This is a genomic window from Aquitalea magnusonii (genome assembly GCF_002217795.2).
GTDB lineage: Bacteria > Pseudomonadota > Gammaproteobacteria > Burkholderiales > Chromobacteriaceae > Aquitalea > Aquitalea magnusonii_B.
On the sequence record NZ_AP018823.1, the window covers coordinates 2,402,786 to 2,419,211 of the forward strand.

The 16,426-nt window shown below is 61.9% G+C and carries 12 protein-coding genes; 5 read left to right on the top strand and 7 right to left on the bottom strand.

All coding sequences use genetic code 11. The features are described 5' to 3' along the window. Window position 1 precedes the first annotated feature (1 nt). Both DLM_RS11480 and DLM_RS11485 read right to left on the bottom strand, forming a co-directional pair. Entirely contained in the window at window positions 2–1,318 is a 1,317-nt protein-coding gene (locus tag DLM_RS11480; protein WP_089086238.1) for a HAMP domain-containing sensor histidine kinase, read from the bottom strand. Window position 1,319: 1 nt separating this feature from the next. Next, window positions 1,320–2,006, bottom strand: a complete 687-nt coding sequence (locus DLM_RS11485; RefSeq protein ID WP_089086237.1) for a response regulator transcription factor — start codon at window positions 2,004–2,006, stop codon at window positions 1,320–1,322. A gap of 563 nt (window positions 2,007–2,569) precedes the next feature. On the opposite strand from DLM_RS11485, the gene DLM_RS11490 reads away from it, so the two are divergent. After that, window positions 2,570–3,241: a cellulose 1,4-beta-cellobiosidase gene (locus DLM_RS11490; protein WP_089086236.1), complete on the top strand. Its 672-nt coding sequence runs from the start codon at window positions 2,570–2,572 to the stop codon at window positions 3,239–3,241. 16 nt (window positions 3,242–3,257) lie between these two features. Here DLM_RS11490 and DLM_RS11495 read toward each other — a convergent pair whose 3' ends face one another. The 5 genes from DLM_RS11495 to DLM_RS11515 form a co-directional block, all read right to left on the bottom strand. After that, window positions 3,258–4,184, bottom strand: coding sequence for a LysR family transcriptional regulator (locus DLM_RS11495; RefSeq protein WP_089086364.1), 927 nt, complete (start codon window positions 4,182–4,184; stop codon window positions 3,258–3,260). A gap of 73 nt (window positions 4,185–4,257) precedes the next feature. Continuing rightward, the gene (locus DLM_RS11500; RefSeq protein ID WP_089086235.1) at window positions 4,258–5,064 is read right to left on the bottom strand and encodes a substrate-binding periplasmic protein; all 807 of its coding nucleotides are present in this window, start codon (window positions 5,062–5,064) and stop codon (window positions 4,258–4,260) included. 17 nt (window positions 5,065–5,081) lie between these two features. Continuing rightward, window positions 5,082–6,524 carry a metalloprotease TldD gene (gene tldD / locus DLM_RS11505; protein WP_089086234.1) on the bottom strand — a complete coding sequence of 481 codons (1,443 nt, stop codon included), beginning with the start codon at window positions 6,522–6,524 and terminating at the stop codon, window positions 5,082–5,084. Window positions 6,525–6,539: 15 nt separating this feature from the next. Further along, complete coding sequence (locus DLM_RS11510) at window positions 6,540–7,346, bottom strand: carbon-nitrogen hydrolase family protein (RefSeq protein WP_089086233.1); 807 nt, start codon at window positions 7,344–7,346, stop codon at window positions 6,540–6,542. Next, complete coding sequence (locus DLM_RS11515) at window positions 7,343–11,230, bottom strand: YhdP family protein (RefSeq protein ID WP_167467096.1); 3,888 nt, start codon at window positions 11,228–11,230, stop codon at window positions 7,343–7,345. Before DLM_RS11515 ends, DLM_RS11510 begins: the two co-directional genes overlap by 4 nt. 59 nt (window positions 11,231–11,289) lie before the next feature. On the opposite strand from DLM_RS11515, the gene glnE reads away from it, so the two are divergent. The 4 genes from glnE to waaF all read left to right on the top strand — a co-directional run bounded on the left by glnE (window position 11,290) and on the right by waaF (window position 16,419). Further along, window positions 11,290–13,971 (top strand): bifunctional [glutamate--ammonia ligase]-adenylyl-L-tyrosine phosphorylase/[glutamate--ammonia-ligase] adenylyltransferase, encoded by a 2,682-nt coding sequence (gene glnE / locus DLM_RS11520; protein WP_089086231.1) that lies wholly within the window; start codon window positions 11,290–11,292, stop codon window positions 13,969–13,971. Between the two features lie 88 nt (window positions 13,972–14,059). After that, window positions 14,060–14,983: a branched-chain amino acid transaminase gene (locus DLM_RS11525; RefSeq protein WP_089086363.1), complete on the top strand. Its 924-nt coding sequence runs from the start codon at window positions 14,060–14,062 to the stop codon at window positions 14,981–14,983. Between the two features lie 50 nt (window positions 14,984–15,033). Continuing rightward, window positions 15,034–15,234 (top strand): zinc-finger domain-containing protein, encoded by a 201-nt coding sequence (locus DLM_RS11530; RefSeq protein ID WP_089086230.1) that lies wholly within the window; start codon window positions 15,034–15,036, stop codon window positions 15,232–15,234. Between the two features lie 132 nt (window positions 15,235–15,366). Beyond that, entirely contained in the window at window positions 15,367–16,419 is a 1,053-nt protein-coding gene (gene waaF / locus DLM_RS11535) for a lipopolysaccharide heptosyltransferase II (protein ID WP_089086229.1), read from the top strand. Window positions 16,420–16,426: the final 7 nt, after the last annotated feature.

Sequence of the window (16,426 nt, forward strand, 5' to 3'; positions counted from 1 at the left end):
CCTAGGCCAGCGGCAGGGTGATGCTGACACGCAGCCCACCCTGCGGCAGATTGGCCGCCTTGATACGGCCATGATGGGTCTGCACGATGCGATGCGCCATCGCCAGACCCAGCCCGTAGCCGCCTGGCTGATTGTTCTGTTCGCTACGGAAGAAAGGCTCGAAGATGGTTTCGAGTTCATGTTCCGGCACACCGGGGCCGCAGTCACACACTTCAATGCTGACTTCGGCTGCGCCGCGCACCACTGCCAGCGACACCGCACTGCCCTTGCGGGTATGGTGAATGGCATTGCGTACCACGTTTTCCAGCGCACGCGACAGCAGTTCCGGCTGCATCATCACTTCCGCCATATCGGTCTGCAGCAGCACGATGCTGCAATCATTGGCCTGTGCCTCGAATTCGGCATCCGGCACCAACTCTTCCAGCAATACATCGATTGCCAGACGCTCCGGCGGATGCTGGGCGCTCTCGGCATCCAGCCTGGCCAGCGCCAGCACCTCGCCCACCAGCGCATCCATGCGGCCGGATTCACGCTCGATACGCTCCAGCCATTCATCCAGACGATCAGGCTGCTGCCGTGCCAGATCCACCGCAGCATTCAGCCGGGCCAAGGGCGAGCGCAGCTCGTGTGACACATCGTGAAACAGGCGGCGCTGCCCCACGATCAACTGCTTCAGCCTTTGCGCCAGACTGTCGAAATCACGTCCCAGATCAGCCAGCTCATCACGCCGCCCGCCTATCTTGTCGGCAAGATTGATGTCCATCTGGCCCTTGGCCACGGATTGGAATGCCTCGCTCATCAGATGGATGGGTTTGGACAGATAGCGCGCCAGGATGGCACCAAACAGCAGGCTTGCCAGCAGGGCGGCAAGCACTGGAATCAGGGGAATCGGCCCCGGATCTTCCGGCCCGCCGCGTCCCGGACCGCCCGGCATGCCCGGCGGCCCTGGCGGTAACAATACCAAGCGGTAATGTCTGCCATCCGGCAGGCTGACCTCACGCCGGGGACGGGGACCGAAGTGGTCCAGTACCGGTACCGAGCGCCCCAGCAGGTCATGCCCCTGGTCGTCCAGCACATACAGATAATTGCGACCATGCGGCTGCATGCCGGCCAGTTGCTTGCGCAAGGCGGCAGGCCCTTCATAGCGCAGCAGGGAAGCGGCCAGATCCAGTACCGTGCCATCCATCGGATGGTGCTCTTCGATGGCGGCGGCGGTATCGCTACGGTGCTTGATCCAGAAAAACGCCCCCACCCCGACCACGGTGCTGATTTGCGCCAGCCACAAGATGAGAAACAGCTTCCAGAACAAGCGTCCCATATCAGGCCTTGATGAACTGATAACCGCGTCGCACCACGGTCTGAATGCAGATGCGGCCCGGTGCCACGCGCGACAGCTTTTGCCGGATGCTGCTCATGTGTACATCCACACTGCGGTCAAAACGCGCCAGCGGACGGCCCAGCGCCTGCTTGGACAGCACGTCCTTGCCAACCGGCTGGCCGGCATGGCGCACCAGCAGTTCCAGCAGGCTGTATTCGGTACTGGTCAGCTCCAGCGTCTGTTCGCCCCATTGGGCACGACGCTCGCCCGGCCACATGGTGAGCGGCCCCTCGCGCAGCACATCGGTTTCGTGCGCCGGCTGCGGCTGATTGCCGGTGCGACGCAGGATGGCGCGGATGCGCGCCAGCAGCTCGCGCGGGGTGCAGGGCTTGGGCACATAGTCATCGGCACCCAGCTCCAGTCCCAGCACACGGTCAGTGTCATCACCACGCGCAGTCAGCATCAGCACCGGCAACATGCTGTGCTCCCGCACCCGCCGCAGCACTTCCACCCCGCTCAGTCCGGGCATCATGACATCCAGCACCATCAGGTCGAACTGACCGGACAGTGCCTGCACCACGGCGCTGGTGCCATCGCTTACTTTCTGAACCAGGCAGGACTCTCGCTCCAGGTAGCTGCCCAGCATGTCGGCCAATTCAATATCGTCATCAACCAGCAGTATTCGCATTTTCCATCCTGATTTATCGCATTCCCCCCTCTCCTGGGAGGCTGTCGGCAGACATGATCCACATCACGGCCGGCTGCGGGTGAAGTTTTACTGGCATTTACACTGATTTATAGTGCTTTACCGCCCGCTAACCGTTTTTAACCGGCGACCCACGCATCATGGCAAACGGTAGCCGCCTGCCCGCTTGCCCCGGGTCCCTCTCTCATTGATGGCGGCTACCTTCTGACGCAACGGCAAAATTTGCCTGCAGACCGGCCATCAACCGTGACAAGCCCTTGTCTGCAATCAATATTTACAATTTTCCGGCGGCAAGTGCCTGCTGGCAGCGGCAATTTTTTCCATCGCTGCCAACTGCCGGAAATCCACGACAGGCGACACCTTAGCAGAGCATGGCGTTTTTGCCGCGACAGGCGACAAACGCTAACACTTCCTAACAGGTTTTTACATTTTCACCGTCACACACTGGCCTGGAACTTGCCTTGCTGCAGCAGCACGCCTGCCGTCATGCGCCGCATCGATGGCAACAGCGCACCGCTCACCAGCGCGTATCAGGAGCCATCATCATGAGCATTTCAGGAATCAGCAGCAGCACTTCGGTTTATGGCAGCCTGCTGGGCAGCAGCCAGGCCAGCACAACAAGTACGGGCAGCGAAGTACGCCACCACGGTAAGCACCGCGGCAGCAACGATGCCTTCATGCAAAGCGTGGAGCAGGCACTAAGCCAGTTGGGCATCTCCTTGCAACCACCGTCGTCCAGCAGCAGCACGGCAAACAGTAGCGGCAGCAATGCCGGCACAGCCGCAGTACAACCACCTCCGCCGCCACCGGATGATGACGACGACAGCGACAGCAGCCTGACCAGCAGCAGCACGCAAAACCCGATGCAGGCCATGCACACCTTCCTGCATGACCTGTTTGCAGCGCTGAAGTCAACCAGTACGGCGGATAGCAGCAGTGACAGCAGCACGGCCTACGGCAATGCCGAAAGCCAGTTGCAAAGCCTGATCCAGCAACTGTCCAGCAGCTCCGGCACGCTGAGCACCCTGCAAAGCGATTTCAACAATCTGCTCAGCAGCGTCCAGCAGGCCAATGGCAGCAGCGACAGTAGTGCAAGCGGCAGCAGCACCTCGGCCAATCTGCAATCTTTCCTGAGCGCGCTGTTGCAAAACCTGCAGCACAGCCAGAGCAACAGCTACACCAGCTCGGTGGGCAGCCTGCTCAGTACCCAGGGTTGAGCGTCCGGGTGCCGGCTCAGTCCTGATCTGGCACCGGTTCGCTGCCCGCCACATATTGTTGCAGGCGCAACTGCAGGAATTCGCGCAGGCGCACCACCAGCGGCGATAGCATCATGCGGTGGGGGCAGACCAGATACAGCGGCGCACGCTCGGTCTGATACTCGGTCAGCAAGGGCAGCAGGCGGCCGGCGCGCACATCGGCCAGCACATCCAGCCTGGATTTGTAGGCGATGCCCTGCCCGGCCACCGCCCAGCGGCGCACAATCTCGCCATCATCACTATTGCACCGCCCGCCAACCAAAACGGTGGTCCACTCCCCTTGCCGGGCAAAACGCCAGCGTTCGTGCAGGGCATCGCCCAGCACCAGCCGCAGGCAGGCATGGGCGGTGAGATCTTCAGGGTGTTGCGGCCAGCCATGTGCTGCCAGGTAGGAAGGTGCGGCACACAGCAGCCGCCGATTATCCGGCAGCATGGGCAGGGCCACCAGGCTGGAATCCTCCGGCACGCCGTAGCGCAGGGCCACGTCCACCGGCATGCGGTACAAATCGGCCAGACGGTCGCTGATATGCAATTGCAGCCGTACGCCCGGATGCTCCGCCAGAAAGGCATCCAGCCAGGGACGCAGCAATTGCCTGCCGATATCGGAGGGCATGGACAGGCTGAGCTGCCCCTGCAGCGTCTGGCGGCCGGCAGCCAGCGCCTGCGCGCCGGCTTGCAAGGCATCCAGCGCAGTCCGGGCATGCTCCAGATAACGCTCGCCATCGGCAGTCAGCCGCAGGCTGCGGGTGGAACGCACCAGCAGATGGGTACCCAGCTCGCTTTCCAGCCGTTTGAGCGCGGCACTGGCCACCGCCGGACTGATATCCAGCGCACGAGCAGCGGCAGACAGGCTGCCCAGTTGTGCGGTGTGCAGCAGGATATGTAGATCTTCCAGCCGAACCATGATTTCTCCTGCAACCGCCATCCGCTCCGGTCACACCTTCAAGCGGAAAGGACGACAAGGACTTGCCTGCCGCTCAGGGCAGGAAGGACTTCATATTGTATTTGCTGACCAGTTGCTGATAAGCCGGGGTTTTGCGGAAGCGTCCAAGTGCGGCGACATAGGCATCAATGCGCTGTGCCGACATGGCTTTGCGTGAGAAACCGAGGTAGAAGTCACCAATCAGCCAGCGCGGCTCACGCAGCGCCACCACCTGGGATTGCAGCTCCGGCATGCGCATATCCAGCGACTGCAGCGATGTACCGTAGGCCACGGCAATGTCGATGCGTCCGGCCAGCAGCTTGGCAAACACTTCTTCCTTGGAGCTGGCTGTCATGTCTATCTGCCAGCACTCATGCATCGCCTGCTGCACGATGGCGCCATAAAAATAGTTGCTGGCCGCCGCCATGCGATAAGCGGCGTAACTGCAGGGACGGGCGCTGTCGGGAAAATGCTGGCGCTGGGCGCGCAGCACAAACAGGCCGGCATATTGTCGGTGCTGGATGGCCGCTGGCAGGAATACCGCATAGGCGTCGCGCTCCGGCGTGCGGGCCAGATAGCTGAGCGCATCCACTCGTCCAAGCTGCAGGCTGCGCAGGGCGCGCTGCCAAGGCATGGGCTTGTACACCACATGCCACCCCAGCCTGGCTGTCACCTCATCGATGACTTCCAGATGAAAACCGCCGTGGGTCTTGCCATCCCCCTGAACATACTCAAAAGGATGGTTATCGGACTCCTCCACCGCAACGGTAAAGTCCTGTGCCGCCACGCGGTGCTGCAGGCAGAGCCCGGCCAGCAACAACAGCCACTGGCCATGTGCCAGGCCGGCCTTCGCTTGCTTCATGAATGCCAGCTACCCTGTCAGCCGCCGGTACCACCAACGGTCAGTCCGCCATCAATACGCAAGGTAGGCTGCCCCACCCCCACCGGCACGCTCTGGCCTTCCTTGCCGCAGACACCAACGCCCTGATCCAGCGCCATGTCATTACCGATCATGGAAACATAACCCAGCACATCCGGGCCGTTGCCAATCAGCGTGGCCCCCTTTACCGGATAGGTCAGCTTGCCATCTTCGATGCGCCAGGCCTCCGAAGCGGAGAAGACGAACTTGCCGCTGGTAATGTCCACCTGACCACCGCCGAAATTGGCGGCATACAGGCCGTCCTTGACCGAGGCGATGATTTCCTTGGGATCATGCTGACCGCCCAACATATAGGTATTGGTCATGCGTGGCATGGGGATATGGGCATAGGATTCGCGCCGGCCATTGCCGGTGGGGGCCACCTGCATCAGGCGGGCATTCATCGCATCCTGCATATAGCCCTTGAGAATACCGTCTTCAATCAGCACGGTGCGGTTGGTCTGGTTGCCTTCATCGTCGATAGCCAGCGAACCGCGGCGGCCATCCAGCGTGCCATCATCCACCACCGTTACCCCGGCAGCGGCCACGCGCTGGCCCAGCTTGCCGGAGAAGGCCGAGGTGCCCTTGCGGTTGAAGTCGCCTTCCAGGCCATGGCCGATGGCTTCATGTAGCAGCACACCCGGCCAGCCGGAGCCCAGCACCACCGTCATCTGGCCAGCGGGGGCCGGGCGGGCTTCCAGATTGATCAATGCCTGGTCCACCGCCTGACGCACATAGGTTTCCACCAGTGCATCGTCAAAGCGCGTCAGGTCGAAACGGCCACCGCCGCCGCCGGAGCCCTGCTCGCGGCGGCCATTCTGTTCGGCAATCACATGTACCGACAGCCGCACCAGCGGCCGCACATCGGCCGCACGTACGCCATCATGCCGCGCCACATACACCACATCGTATTCCGAAGCCACGCCGGCCATCACCTGGATCACGCGCGGGTCCATGGCGCGGGCCAGCTTTTCCACTTTTTCCAGCAGGGCCACCTTGGCGGCAGCTTCCAGGCTGTAACAGGGATCGATGGCCGGATAAAGATCGCGCGCGCGCTGCGGCGACTGGCGGCCGGCGCTGCCATCACCACCGGCCAGACCGATGGCTCGCACTGCGTCGGCAGCACGGGTAATGGCATCCACACCGATATCGTCGGAATAGGCAAAGGCTGTCTTGTCGCCAGCCACGGCGCGCACACCCACGCCCTGGTCGATGCTGAAGCTGCCGGACTTGACGATGCCCTCTTCCAGACTCCAGCCCTCGCTGCGGGTGTACTGGAAGTAAAGATCGGCATAGTCCACCGCGTGCTGGCGCATGCGGGAAAAGGTTTTTTCGATCACGGACTCGTCAACGCCAAAAGGCGAGAGCAGCAGTTGATCGGCAATGGTGAAAGCGTCTTGCATGGGGGGGTCTTTCTGTCAGAGCACGCGGTGGGCCAGGGCCGGCAGGCCGCTGCGCACCGAATGCAGCAATTCGGGGTCAATCTCGGCCAGCACCACGCCTTCGCCACTGGCCTGCTGCGCCAAAATGCGCCCCCAGGGGTCGATGATCATGGACTGACCATGGGTTTTGCGGCCATTTTCATGCCTACCACCCTGGCCGGAGGCAATCACGAAGCATTGGTTTTCAATGGCACGGGCACGCATCAGCACTTCCCAGTGCGCTTCGCCGGTGGCGGCGGTAAAGGCTGCCGGCAAAATCATCACATCAAACGGGGCAAGCTGGCGGAACAGCTCGGGAAAGCGCAGATCGTAACAGATACCGCAGGCTACTTGCGCCAGACCGATATCCACCTTCACCGGCTGCTTACCGGCCAGAATGCTGTCGGACTCACAATAGCGCTCACCATTTCCGGTATAGCCAAACAGGTGGATCTTGTCGTAGCGCGCCTGCACCACGCCATCCGGATCAAATACCAGCGTGCTGTTGAATACCTTGCCCGGCTGCGGGCTGCGCAGCGGAATGGTGCCAGCCGCCAGCCATACCTTGTTGTCGCGCGCCATGGCCGCCAGCGCGCTCTGCAAGGGGCCGTGGCCGGCGTCTTCGCAGATGGCGACCTTATCGCCATCCTGTCTGCCCATCAGGCAAAAGTATTCCGGCAATACCACAAAGGCGGCACCGCCGGCGGCTGCCTCGGCCACCAGTGCCGCGGCACGGGCCAGGTTGGCGGCAACATCGGTACCGGACACCATTTGCACGGCGGCAGCGATAAATTTCTGTTTCATGGCGTGATGATCCGCTTGCTGTTTCTCAAAGGTTCCATGCCCTGCTTCTCCACCTTGGGATTGGCGAACGAGCCGGTCAGTGCATATTCGACCGACAGTATCTTGCCGACCGGGTCCTGCAATACTTTCTGTGCCGCCAGGGCAGCCACGCCCACTACCGGGTTGAGCAAGGCCGCACCGGCCGCCAGGGCCACACTCTCGGCCAGATGCGGCTGTACCTTGATGTGTACGTCCTGGGTTTCATTGGCCAGATTAACCTGCCCACGGAGGAAGACATCCGCAGCCGGGCCTTTCATATGCACATTATCAGAAACAAACACGCCCTTGCTGATGTGTGCATCTCCGGTGATGGAGTCAAAGGCAAAGCCATCGCTGAATACATCGGTGAAATCCAGTTTTACCCGGCGCGTCAGCGACTGCAGGCTCAATACGCCAAGCAGGCGTGCCACCCCCGGATCCACCTTGGCAAAGCGGCCGTTTTTCAGGGCCAGCGTCATCTCGCCGCTTAGCTGGCTGGCGCTCAGATCAAACAGCCCGCCGGGCCAGCTCATATTGCCACGCAGCGTACCTTCACCTTTGCGGAAGGTATCCTGCAGGCCGACACGGGCCAGCAGCTTGCCGACATCGCTGCTGTCAAGCTGGTAGCTGGTTTGCACTTCCTTGCCGCTGGCGCTGCGGCGCACACGGGCACTGCCCTGCAGGCTGCCTTCCGGCGCCACCAGCCGCAGCGGGTTAAGCACCCAGTCACGGCCTTCGCGACGGGCGCGTAGATCCAGCTTGCCCACAGACCGGTTCTGGTAAATCAGATCGCCCACGCGGATATCCAGGGCCGGCCAGTCGCCCTTGTCGCTCATCGCCACATCCCCGTCTGCCGCACTGCCCTTGTCCGGCGGATTAAGTAGCGCATAAGCCAGATTGGCACGTACCAGCCCATTGCCCGCGGGCAGATAGTCGATGCTGCCACTGAGCTCATGCGCGCGCACGTCCAGCGACCAGCCATTGTGAATGCGCCGATTGCCCAGCGTAGCCGTTACCTTGTGCAGACTGCCGCTCCAGCCATCCAGTTGCGGAGTATCCAGTTCAATCTGCAAGGGCAGTTCCAACTGCATGGACTTGCTGGCGGCAGCACCATTGCCATGCAAGCCGGAAGGCCCGGCAATGGCGTCCACCCAGCGAGGCACATCCACCCGAGGGGCCGCCAGCCGCAACACCAGCCCTTCATCCGGCTGCTTGCCCAGCGGACGACCCGACGCAATCACCCCGCTTTTCAGATTGCCATGCCCATCCAGCAACAAGCTGCCGCTGGCGACACTCCCCACCTCCAGATCCAGCCGCACCGGCTGCTGGGCGGTCTTGCCCGGCACCACGCGCAAGGACAGCGGCAACACATCGGCAGCCTGCTTGCCGGCAGGTTCCGGTGCCTGGATGCTGCTTCCTTGCAGACTGGAACTGAGCTGCAGGCTTTCCAAGCCTTTTTGCACCACAAACTGCACCGCAAACGGTGAGCGACCGCTGACATAGGGCGAGAGCATGGGCAGATAGCGATCCAGCGCCTGCTTGCTGTCTGCCTCGCCACGGATATCGAAGTTCATGCGACCGGCAGGCGTGCTGCTGGCTTTCAGCAGGAAGGGCCCGCCCAGCGCATTAAAGGCGACACCATTGGTTTCAACGCCGTGTTCGGTAAAAGTGAGGGTGCCGTGCGCATCACGCAAGGTGGGAATAGGCAGGGTATGGAAGCCAAGCTGATTGCCCGCCAGCAGGATGTCGCCGCGCACCCGCACCGGCTGTGGGCCGGATAGCGGAATGCCCAGCTTCAGATTCAGCGCGGCATTTCCACCTGCCTGCAGATTGCCGGTAAAGCCATCCAGCCAGCCATCCACCGGACTGCTGGTCGTGAACTTGAGCATACTGGCAAGCGCCCCCTGGGCGTGGCCCTGCACCGTCAGCACCGGCTGGGCAGCGCCCAGATTGTCAATGCCCACCTCAACAGCGCTCAGCGGCACACCCAGCGTGCTGCCGCTTCTTGCTGCAATCAGCATTTTTTCATTATGAAAACCCAGGTCGGCCTGGATGTTGTCAATGGTGGGCCAGCCCTTTTCATACAGCAGCTTGCCCTGCTCCACCTTGGCATCCACGCTGAACTGACCACCCTTGCCACCGGCAAAGGGAAAGTCGGCCAGATCGCCTTTCAGGATCATGCGCACATCACTGGCGGTGCCGCCCAGCAAAGCCTGCTTCAGCCAGCGCAGGGTATCCTCCCCTACCGCATGCGGCAGGTAGGCCGGCACCCGGATGGCAGCCACCTTGTCCACACTGGCGGTAAAGTCCACCACGCCTGGCCCCTTGCCATCATGGTGGTAATGTCCGCCAAAACGACCTTGCAGATCGGCATTGGCAAAACGGACGTCGTGAAAATCCACATCGGTCTGCTGACCCTGGTTTTTCCACTCCACACGGGCGTTGAGCTGATCAAAATTCAGCAACTGCGGGAATACCGCCGGGTAATTCAATGCCGCATGGCGGCTGTCCAGTTGCAGACTGCCCCCCTGCTCGCCAAAACGCAGCGAGCCACTGACACCGCTGACGCCGGGGATGGATGAAAACGCCTGCCACGCCAATTGATCGAAACGGCTCGCCACCACGTACTGGCGGGGTGACTGCAAAGGGCCTTTCCAACTGAGCGACAGGTTTTTCAGCTGGCCGCTGGGTGCAAAACGGGAAAACAGCGAATTGCCATCCCCGCCCAGCGCTCGGATAAACGGCGTCAGGTGCGCCACATTGACATTATCCAGCGTCAGTTGGCCATAGCCCTGCGCTCCGGGCAGCCAGTTACCGCGAATACTGGAATTATCGAATGCAAGCCCGCTGGCACTGGCCAGGGTGAGATTGGACGCATTGATGGCGTAGATCCCGTCCGAGGAGCGCTCCAGTTGCAGCTTGCCACTGATGGCAGGCAATACCAGCGTGTGTGCATCGCGCGGCGTGTAGGCTGCATTGCGGATACTGACATCGGCATGCAGGCTGTTGACATGGCCATCGGAAAAATCCGCCTCCAGCGTGCCACTGCCTTCGCCGCTGTTAACCAGGCCAACCTTCTCCATATAGCGCGACAACATGCCGGCCTGCGCACCGTTGAGGCGTATGCGCGCACTGCCGGCCCAGTCGCGCCACTGGCGCAAATCATTGCCGCGCCATGACAATTCCATGTCAAAGCCCTTGCCCAGCGTGGCCACCGGCTTGCCGGACAGGCTCAGCCGGTGACCCAGCAGGGTCTGGCCCAAAATCAACTGGCCACGCTGCAAATCCAGCCGTGGCAGCCCCAGTTGCTTGTCTTCCCAGCTGATATGCGCCTGACTGATTTCAATGCGCTTCTGCCGTAACAGCCAGTTGGCGGAAGGTTCATCGTCGGCTGACTGCGACCGCTCGGGGCTGGCGGAGAGGTCAAAACCATTCAGCAGGATATGGCCATCGCTGTTACGCACCAGTGCCACGCTTGGTCCCTGCAGCACGATGCTGGAAAACAGCGGCTGCCAGGACAGCAGCGACCACCATGACGGCACCACCAGCACCTGCTGCAGGGTAAGTGCCTCGCCATTCACCGGATTGGCAATACGCAGCCCCTGCAATTGCAGCCGTGGTGCCACGCCTTGCCATTCGCCGGACAAGGCCCTCACGCTCACCTGCCGTCCGCTTGCCTGCGACAAGCTGGCCTCCAGTTGCGGGCGGAATTGCTCCAGCCGCGGCAGAAACCACCAGTTGAATACCGAAAAAGCACCACCCACCACGATGCCCGTCAGCAACAACAACAGGCCGACGATTCGCAGCAGTTTGCGCAGCAAGCGAATGACATGGATTCTGGCAAGCAGGTGCAGGGGCTTTTCCAAATGAGCTAAACCGATACAATGAGGTGTTATCAGGACCAACCAGCGAGTGCAGCGCCATTATGCCAGCAAACCCGGAGCATGCCATTGCCCAGAGCCGTGCCTTTTCACTTTATCTGGACCGGCTGCTGACGGCGCGGCCTGAACAGCTTGCCTTGCTGCAGAACCGCCTGCAACAACCACTGGATGCCGCCGAGATGGCTGGCTTTGCCGATTGGGACGCACTGGACGGGCCGGACAGCACGGCATCCGCCCTGCGTCGGCTGCGCCAGGCGGTAATGGCACGGCTGATTACTCGCGATCACAACGGCCTGGCCGGCCTGGACGAAGTCGTCAGCACCATCAGCCTGCTGGCCGAATTTGCCGTGCAGCAGGCCTTGGCCTGCGCCTGCCGCTCGCTGCCCCAGTATGGCCAGCCCATCGGCGAGGACAGTGGCGAAGTGCAGCAGCTCATCGTCATCGGCATGGGCAAGCTGGGCGGCGGCGAGCTGAATGTCTCCTCCGACATCGACCTGATCTTCATCTACCCCGAAGGCGGTGAAACCAGCGGCCCGCGCAAAATCAGCAACCACGAATACTTCAGCCAGGTGGGCAAGCGCATCATCAGTCTGATCAACGATGTCACGCTGGATGGCCAGGTGTTCCGCGTCGACATGCGCCTGCGCCCCTACGGCGACTCCGGCCCGCTGGTAATGAGTTTTTCCGCGCTGGAAAACTACCTGCTCACCCAGGGCCGCGAGTGGGAACGCTATGCCTGGATCAAGGCCAAGGCACTCACCGGCGATGTCACCGGCCTCTCCGACATGGTACGCCCCTTCGTCTACCGCAAGTATCTGGATTACAACGCCTACGGGGCGATGCGCGAACTGCACGCCCAGATCCGCCGCGAAGTGGCCCGGCGCGACATGGCCGACAATATCAAGCTGGGGCCGGGTGGAATCCGGGAAGTGGAATTCATCGCCCAGGTGTTCCAGCTGATCCGCGGCGGGCGCGACAAGAGCCTGCAATTACGCGGCACCCGCGCCACCCTGCAGCGCCTGGCCGAACTGCGCCTGCTGGAACCGGCTGCCGTGGCCGAATTGCAGGAGGCTTATGCTTTCCTGCGCAATCTGGAACACCGCCTGCAATACCTGGATGACCAGCAAACCCAGACACTGCCCGCCAGCGCGGAAAACCAGGCCCGCATTGCCGCCAGCATGGGCTTTGCCAACTGGCATGACTTCCTGGATGCACTCAACACCGAGCGGCGCAAGGTAACGCGCCATTTCGAACAAGTCTTCATCCTGCCCACCGAAACCGCACCCGATCATCCGCTGTCCTCCCTGTGGCGCGACATCTGCGAACAGGACCCGACCGAACAACTGGCCGGACTGGGCTTTGATGATGTGCCAGGCGTGGCGGGCCAGTTGCGGGCATTGGCCCAGAGTCAGCGCTACCAACAGATTCCACTGGCCGGGCGCAAGAAATTCGACGCACTGATTCCACCGCTGATCGAGGTATCCACCCACTTCCCCAACCCGGCCGCCACCCTGTCCCGCATCATCGGCCTGATGGAAGCCATCAGCCGGCGTGCGTCCTACCTGGCCTTGCTCACCGAATATCCGCAAACCCTGCAGCGACTGGCCACCCTGTGCTCGGCCAGCGCCTGGGTGTCCACTTACCTGACCCGCCACCCCATCCTGCTGGATGAGCTGCTGGACGCCCGCGTGCTGTACGCCACACCGGACTGGCCGGCACTGACTGCCCAGCTGGAAGCGCAAATGGCACAAAGCGACGGCGACATCGAAGCCAAGATGGACACCCTGCGCCACTTCCAGCACGCCCAGGCCTTCCGCCTGGTGGCACAAGACATTGCCGGCATGTGGACGGTGGAAGCACTGTCCGATCAACTGTCCCTGCTGGCCGATACGGTACTGGATGCCACACTGCGCCACGCCTGGCGCGACATTCCCAGCCGCCACACCGATACCCCGCGTTTTGCCATCATTGGCTACGGCAAACTGGGCGGCAAAGAGCTGGGCTATGCCTCCGATCTGGACATCATCTTTCTGTACGACGACGAACATCCCGACGCCACCGAGCTTTACTCGCGCCTGGCACGCAAGATGTCCACCTGGCTGACCAGCGCCACCAGCGCCGGCGTGCTCTACGACATCGACTTGCGCCTGCGCCCCAACGGTGCCAGCGGCCTGCTGGTCAGCTCACTAGCAGCCTTTCGCAACTACCAGGAAAAACAAGCCTGGGTGTGGGAACATCAAGCCCTTACCCGAGCGCGCTACGTGGCAGGCGATGCCACCATCGGTGAAGGCTTCGAAGCCATCCGCCATGACGTGCTAACCCTGCCGCGCGAGCTGGCCAAGCTGCGCAGCGAGGTTCTGGCCATGCGCCAGCGCATGCTGGAAAGCCACCCGCCACACGAGCACGACGTCAAGCATGCGCGCGGCGGCATCATCGATATCGAATTCATCGTGCAATATCTGATTCTGGCACACGCCGGCCAACTCCCCGCCTTCACCCGCAATACCGGCAACATCGCCCTGCTGGCCGTTGCCGCCGAGGCAGGACTGATCAGCCCCGAGCAGGCAGAACAGGGACGCGCTGCCTACCGCCACTACCGCAAGCTGCAGCATGCAGCCCGGCTAAACGAAAGCAGCAAGGTGGAAGTCAATGAAACACTGCGCCAGCACTACCAGCAGGGGCAGGCACTGTGGCAGCAGGTTTTCGGCACCGACAGCACAGCCTGAAACGGTTTTTCGCTGACGACGGTTCACAAGACCACGGCTGACGGTATAATCGCCAGCTACGCAAAACATAATGACGGAGAGCTCCAAGATGTCGATGGCAGATCGTGACGGATTCATCTGGTATGACGGCAAGCTGGTTGACTGGCGCGATGCCACCACCCACGTACTGACCCACACGCTGCATTACGGCATGGGCGTGTTCGAAGGCGTGCGGGCCTATGAAACCCCCAAGGGTCCGGCCATCTTCCGCCTGCAGGACCACACCGACCGCCTGTTCCGCTCCGCCAAGATCCTGGGCATGGACCTGCCGTTCAGCAAGGACGACATCAACCAGGCGCATCTGGACGTGGTCAAGGCCAACAAGCTGTCCTCCTGCTACTTCCGCCCGATGGCCTTCTACGGCTCCGGCAAACTGGGCGTGGCACCGAAAAAGGACGATGTACAAGTCATCGTGGCCGCCTGGCCGTGGGGTGCCTACCTGGGCGAAGAAGGCCTGGAAAAGGGCATCCGCGTGAAGACTTCATCCTTCACTCGCCACCACGTCAACATCACCATGTGCAAGGCCAAGGCCAACGGCAACTACATGAACTCCATCCTGGCCAACAACGAAGCCACGGCAGACGGCTACGACGAAGCCCTGCTGCTGGACGTGGACGGTTTTGTGGCCGAAGGCTCGGGCGAGAACATCTTCATCGTGCGCAAGGGCAAGCTTTACACCCCGGACCTCACCTCCGCACTGGAAGGCATCACCCGCGACACCGTGGTGCAGATTGCCCAGGAGCAAGGGCTGGAAATCATCGAAAAACGCATCACCCGCGACGAAGTCTACAGTGCCGACGAAGCCTTCTTCACCGGCACCGCCGCCGAAGTCACCCCGATCCGCGAACTGGATCGCCGTGCCATCGGTACAGGTAGCCGCGGCCCGATCACTGCCGCCATCCAGCAAAAGTACTTCAATATCGTGAAGGGCCTGGATGCCGAACACGAACACTGGCTAACCTACGTCAAGTAAACACACCCAAGCAGCAAGGGCCGGCAATGCCGGCCTGACAAGGAAAGACAATGGCTGAACTGAAAGAAAACACCCGTCGCGTCATCGAAGTGACCGCCAAAGACCTGCCCCTGCACTGCCCGATGCCGGACATGGTGGCCTGGAACTCGCATCCGCGCGTCTTCCTGCCAGTACACAAAACCGGCGAAGCGCTGTGCCCCTACTGTGGCACCCAGTACAAGCTGATCGGACCGGCCGGACATCACCACTAAGTCCTGGCCTGACCGACGGCATGCGAAAGGTGCGGGCTTCCGCACCTTTTTCGCTTGCCCGCTCACCAAATCAACGCCAGCTTGCCACCACAGCCGACACAGGATGGCGCTGATTTGGAAGCGGAACCCTTCATGAAGAAAAAAATACTGGTCATCGGCCCCTCCTGGGTGGGCGACAGCGTCATGGCCCAGCCGCTATACCAGCGCCTGCACCAACGACATCCCGGCCTGGAACTGCATGTATTTGCGCCGGCCTGGACCCTGCCCCTGCTCGCACGCATGCCGGAAGTGGCCAAGGCGCATCTCAACCCTTTCGGCCACGGCGCACTGCGCCTGCGCGAGCGCTGGCAAACTGCCCGCAAACTCAAGGCCGAAGGCTTTGACCAGGCCATCGTACTGCCCAACTCCATCAAATCGGCCCTGATCCCGCTCTTTGCCGGCATTCCCTTGCGGACCGGCTTCATTGGCGAATCGCGCTACTGGATTCTCAATGACACCCGCGAACTGGACGAGCAGGAACTGCCGATGATGGTGGAGCGCTTCTGCGCACTGGCAGAAACCCGCAACACCCCCTTGCCTCGCCCCATTGCCCATCCGGCACTGGTCACCAATCCGCAAAGCCAGCTGGAAACAGCCCGCCGCCTGCACCTGGACACCAGTCGCCCGGTGGTCGCCTTCTGTCCAGGTGCCGAATATGGCCCGGCCAAACGCTGGCCGGCGCGCCACTTTGCCGAACTGGCCAAACGCTTTGCCGCTGCCGGCTTTGCCGTCTGGCTGTTCGGCTCGGGCAAAGACAAGGACATCGGTGATGACATCGCCCGCCTGGCAGATGGCACAGCCATCAATCTGTGCGGCAGCACCGGACTGGAAGAAGCCATCGACCTGATGGGCCTGACCCGCCTGGCGGTGTGCAACGACTCCGGCCTGATGCACGTTGCCGCAGCCCTTGGCAAACCGCTGGTGGCGCTGTATGGCTCCTCCAGCCCGGACTTCACCCCGCCGCTATCGGATCAGGCCGCCGTGGTCAGCCTCAATCTGGACTGCAGCCCCTGTTTCGAACGGAAATGCCCCTATCAGCACACCAATTGTCTGGAACAATTGGGGCCAGAGATGGCATGGCAGGCCGCGCTGCGCTTTCTGCCCGAGCTGGGCCACTCCACCATTCAACTTACCCGCAGCACATAGGCTGAAC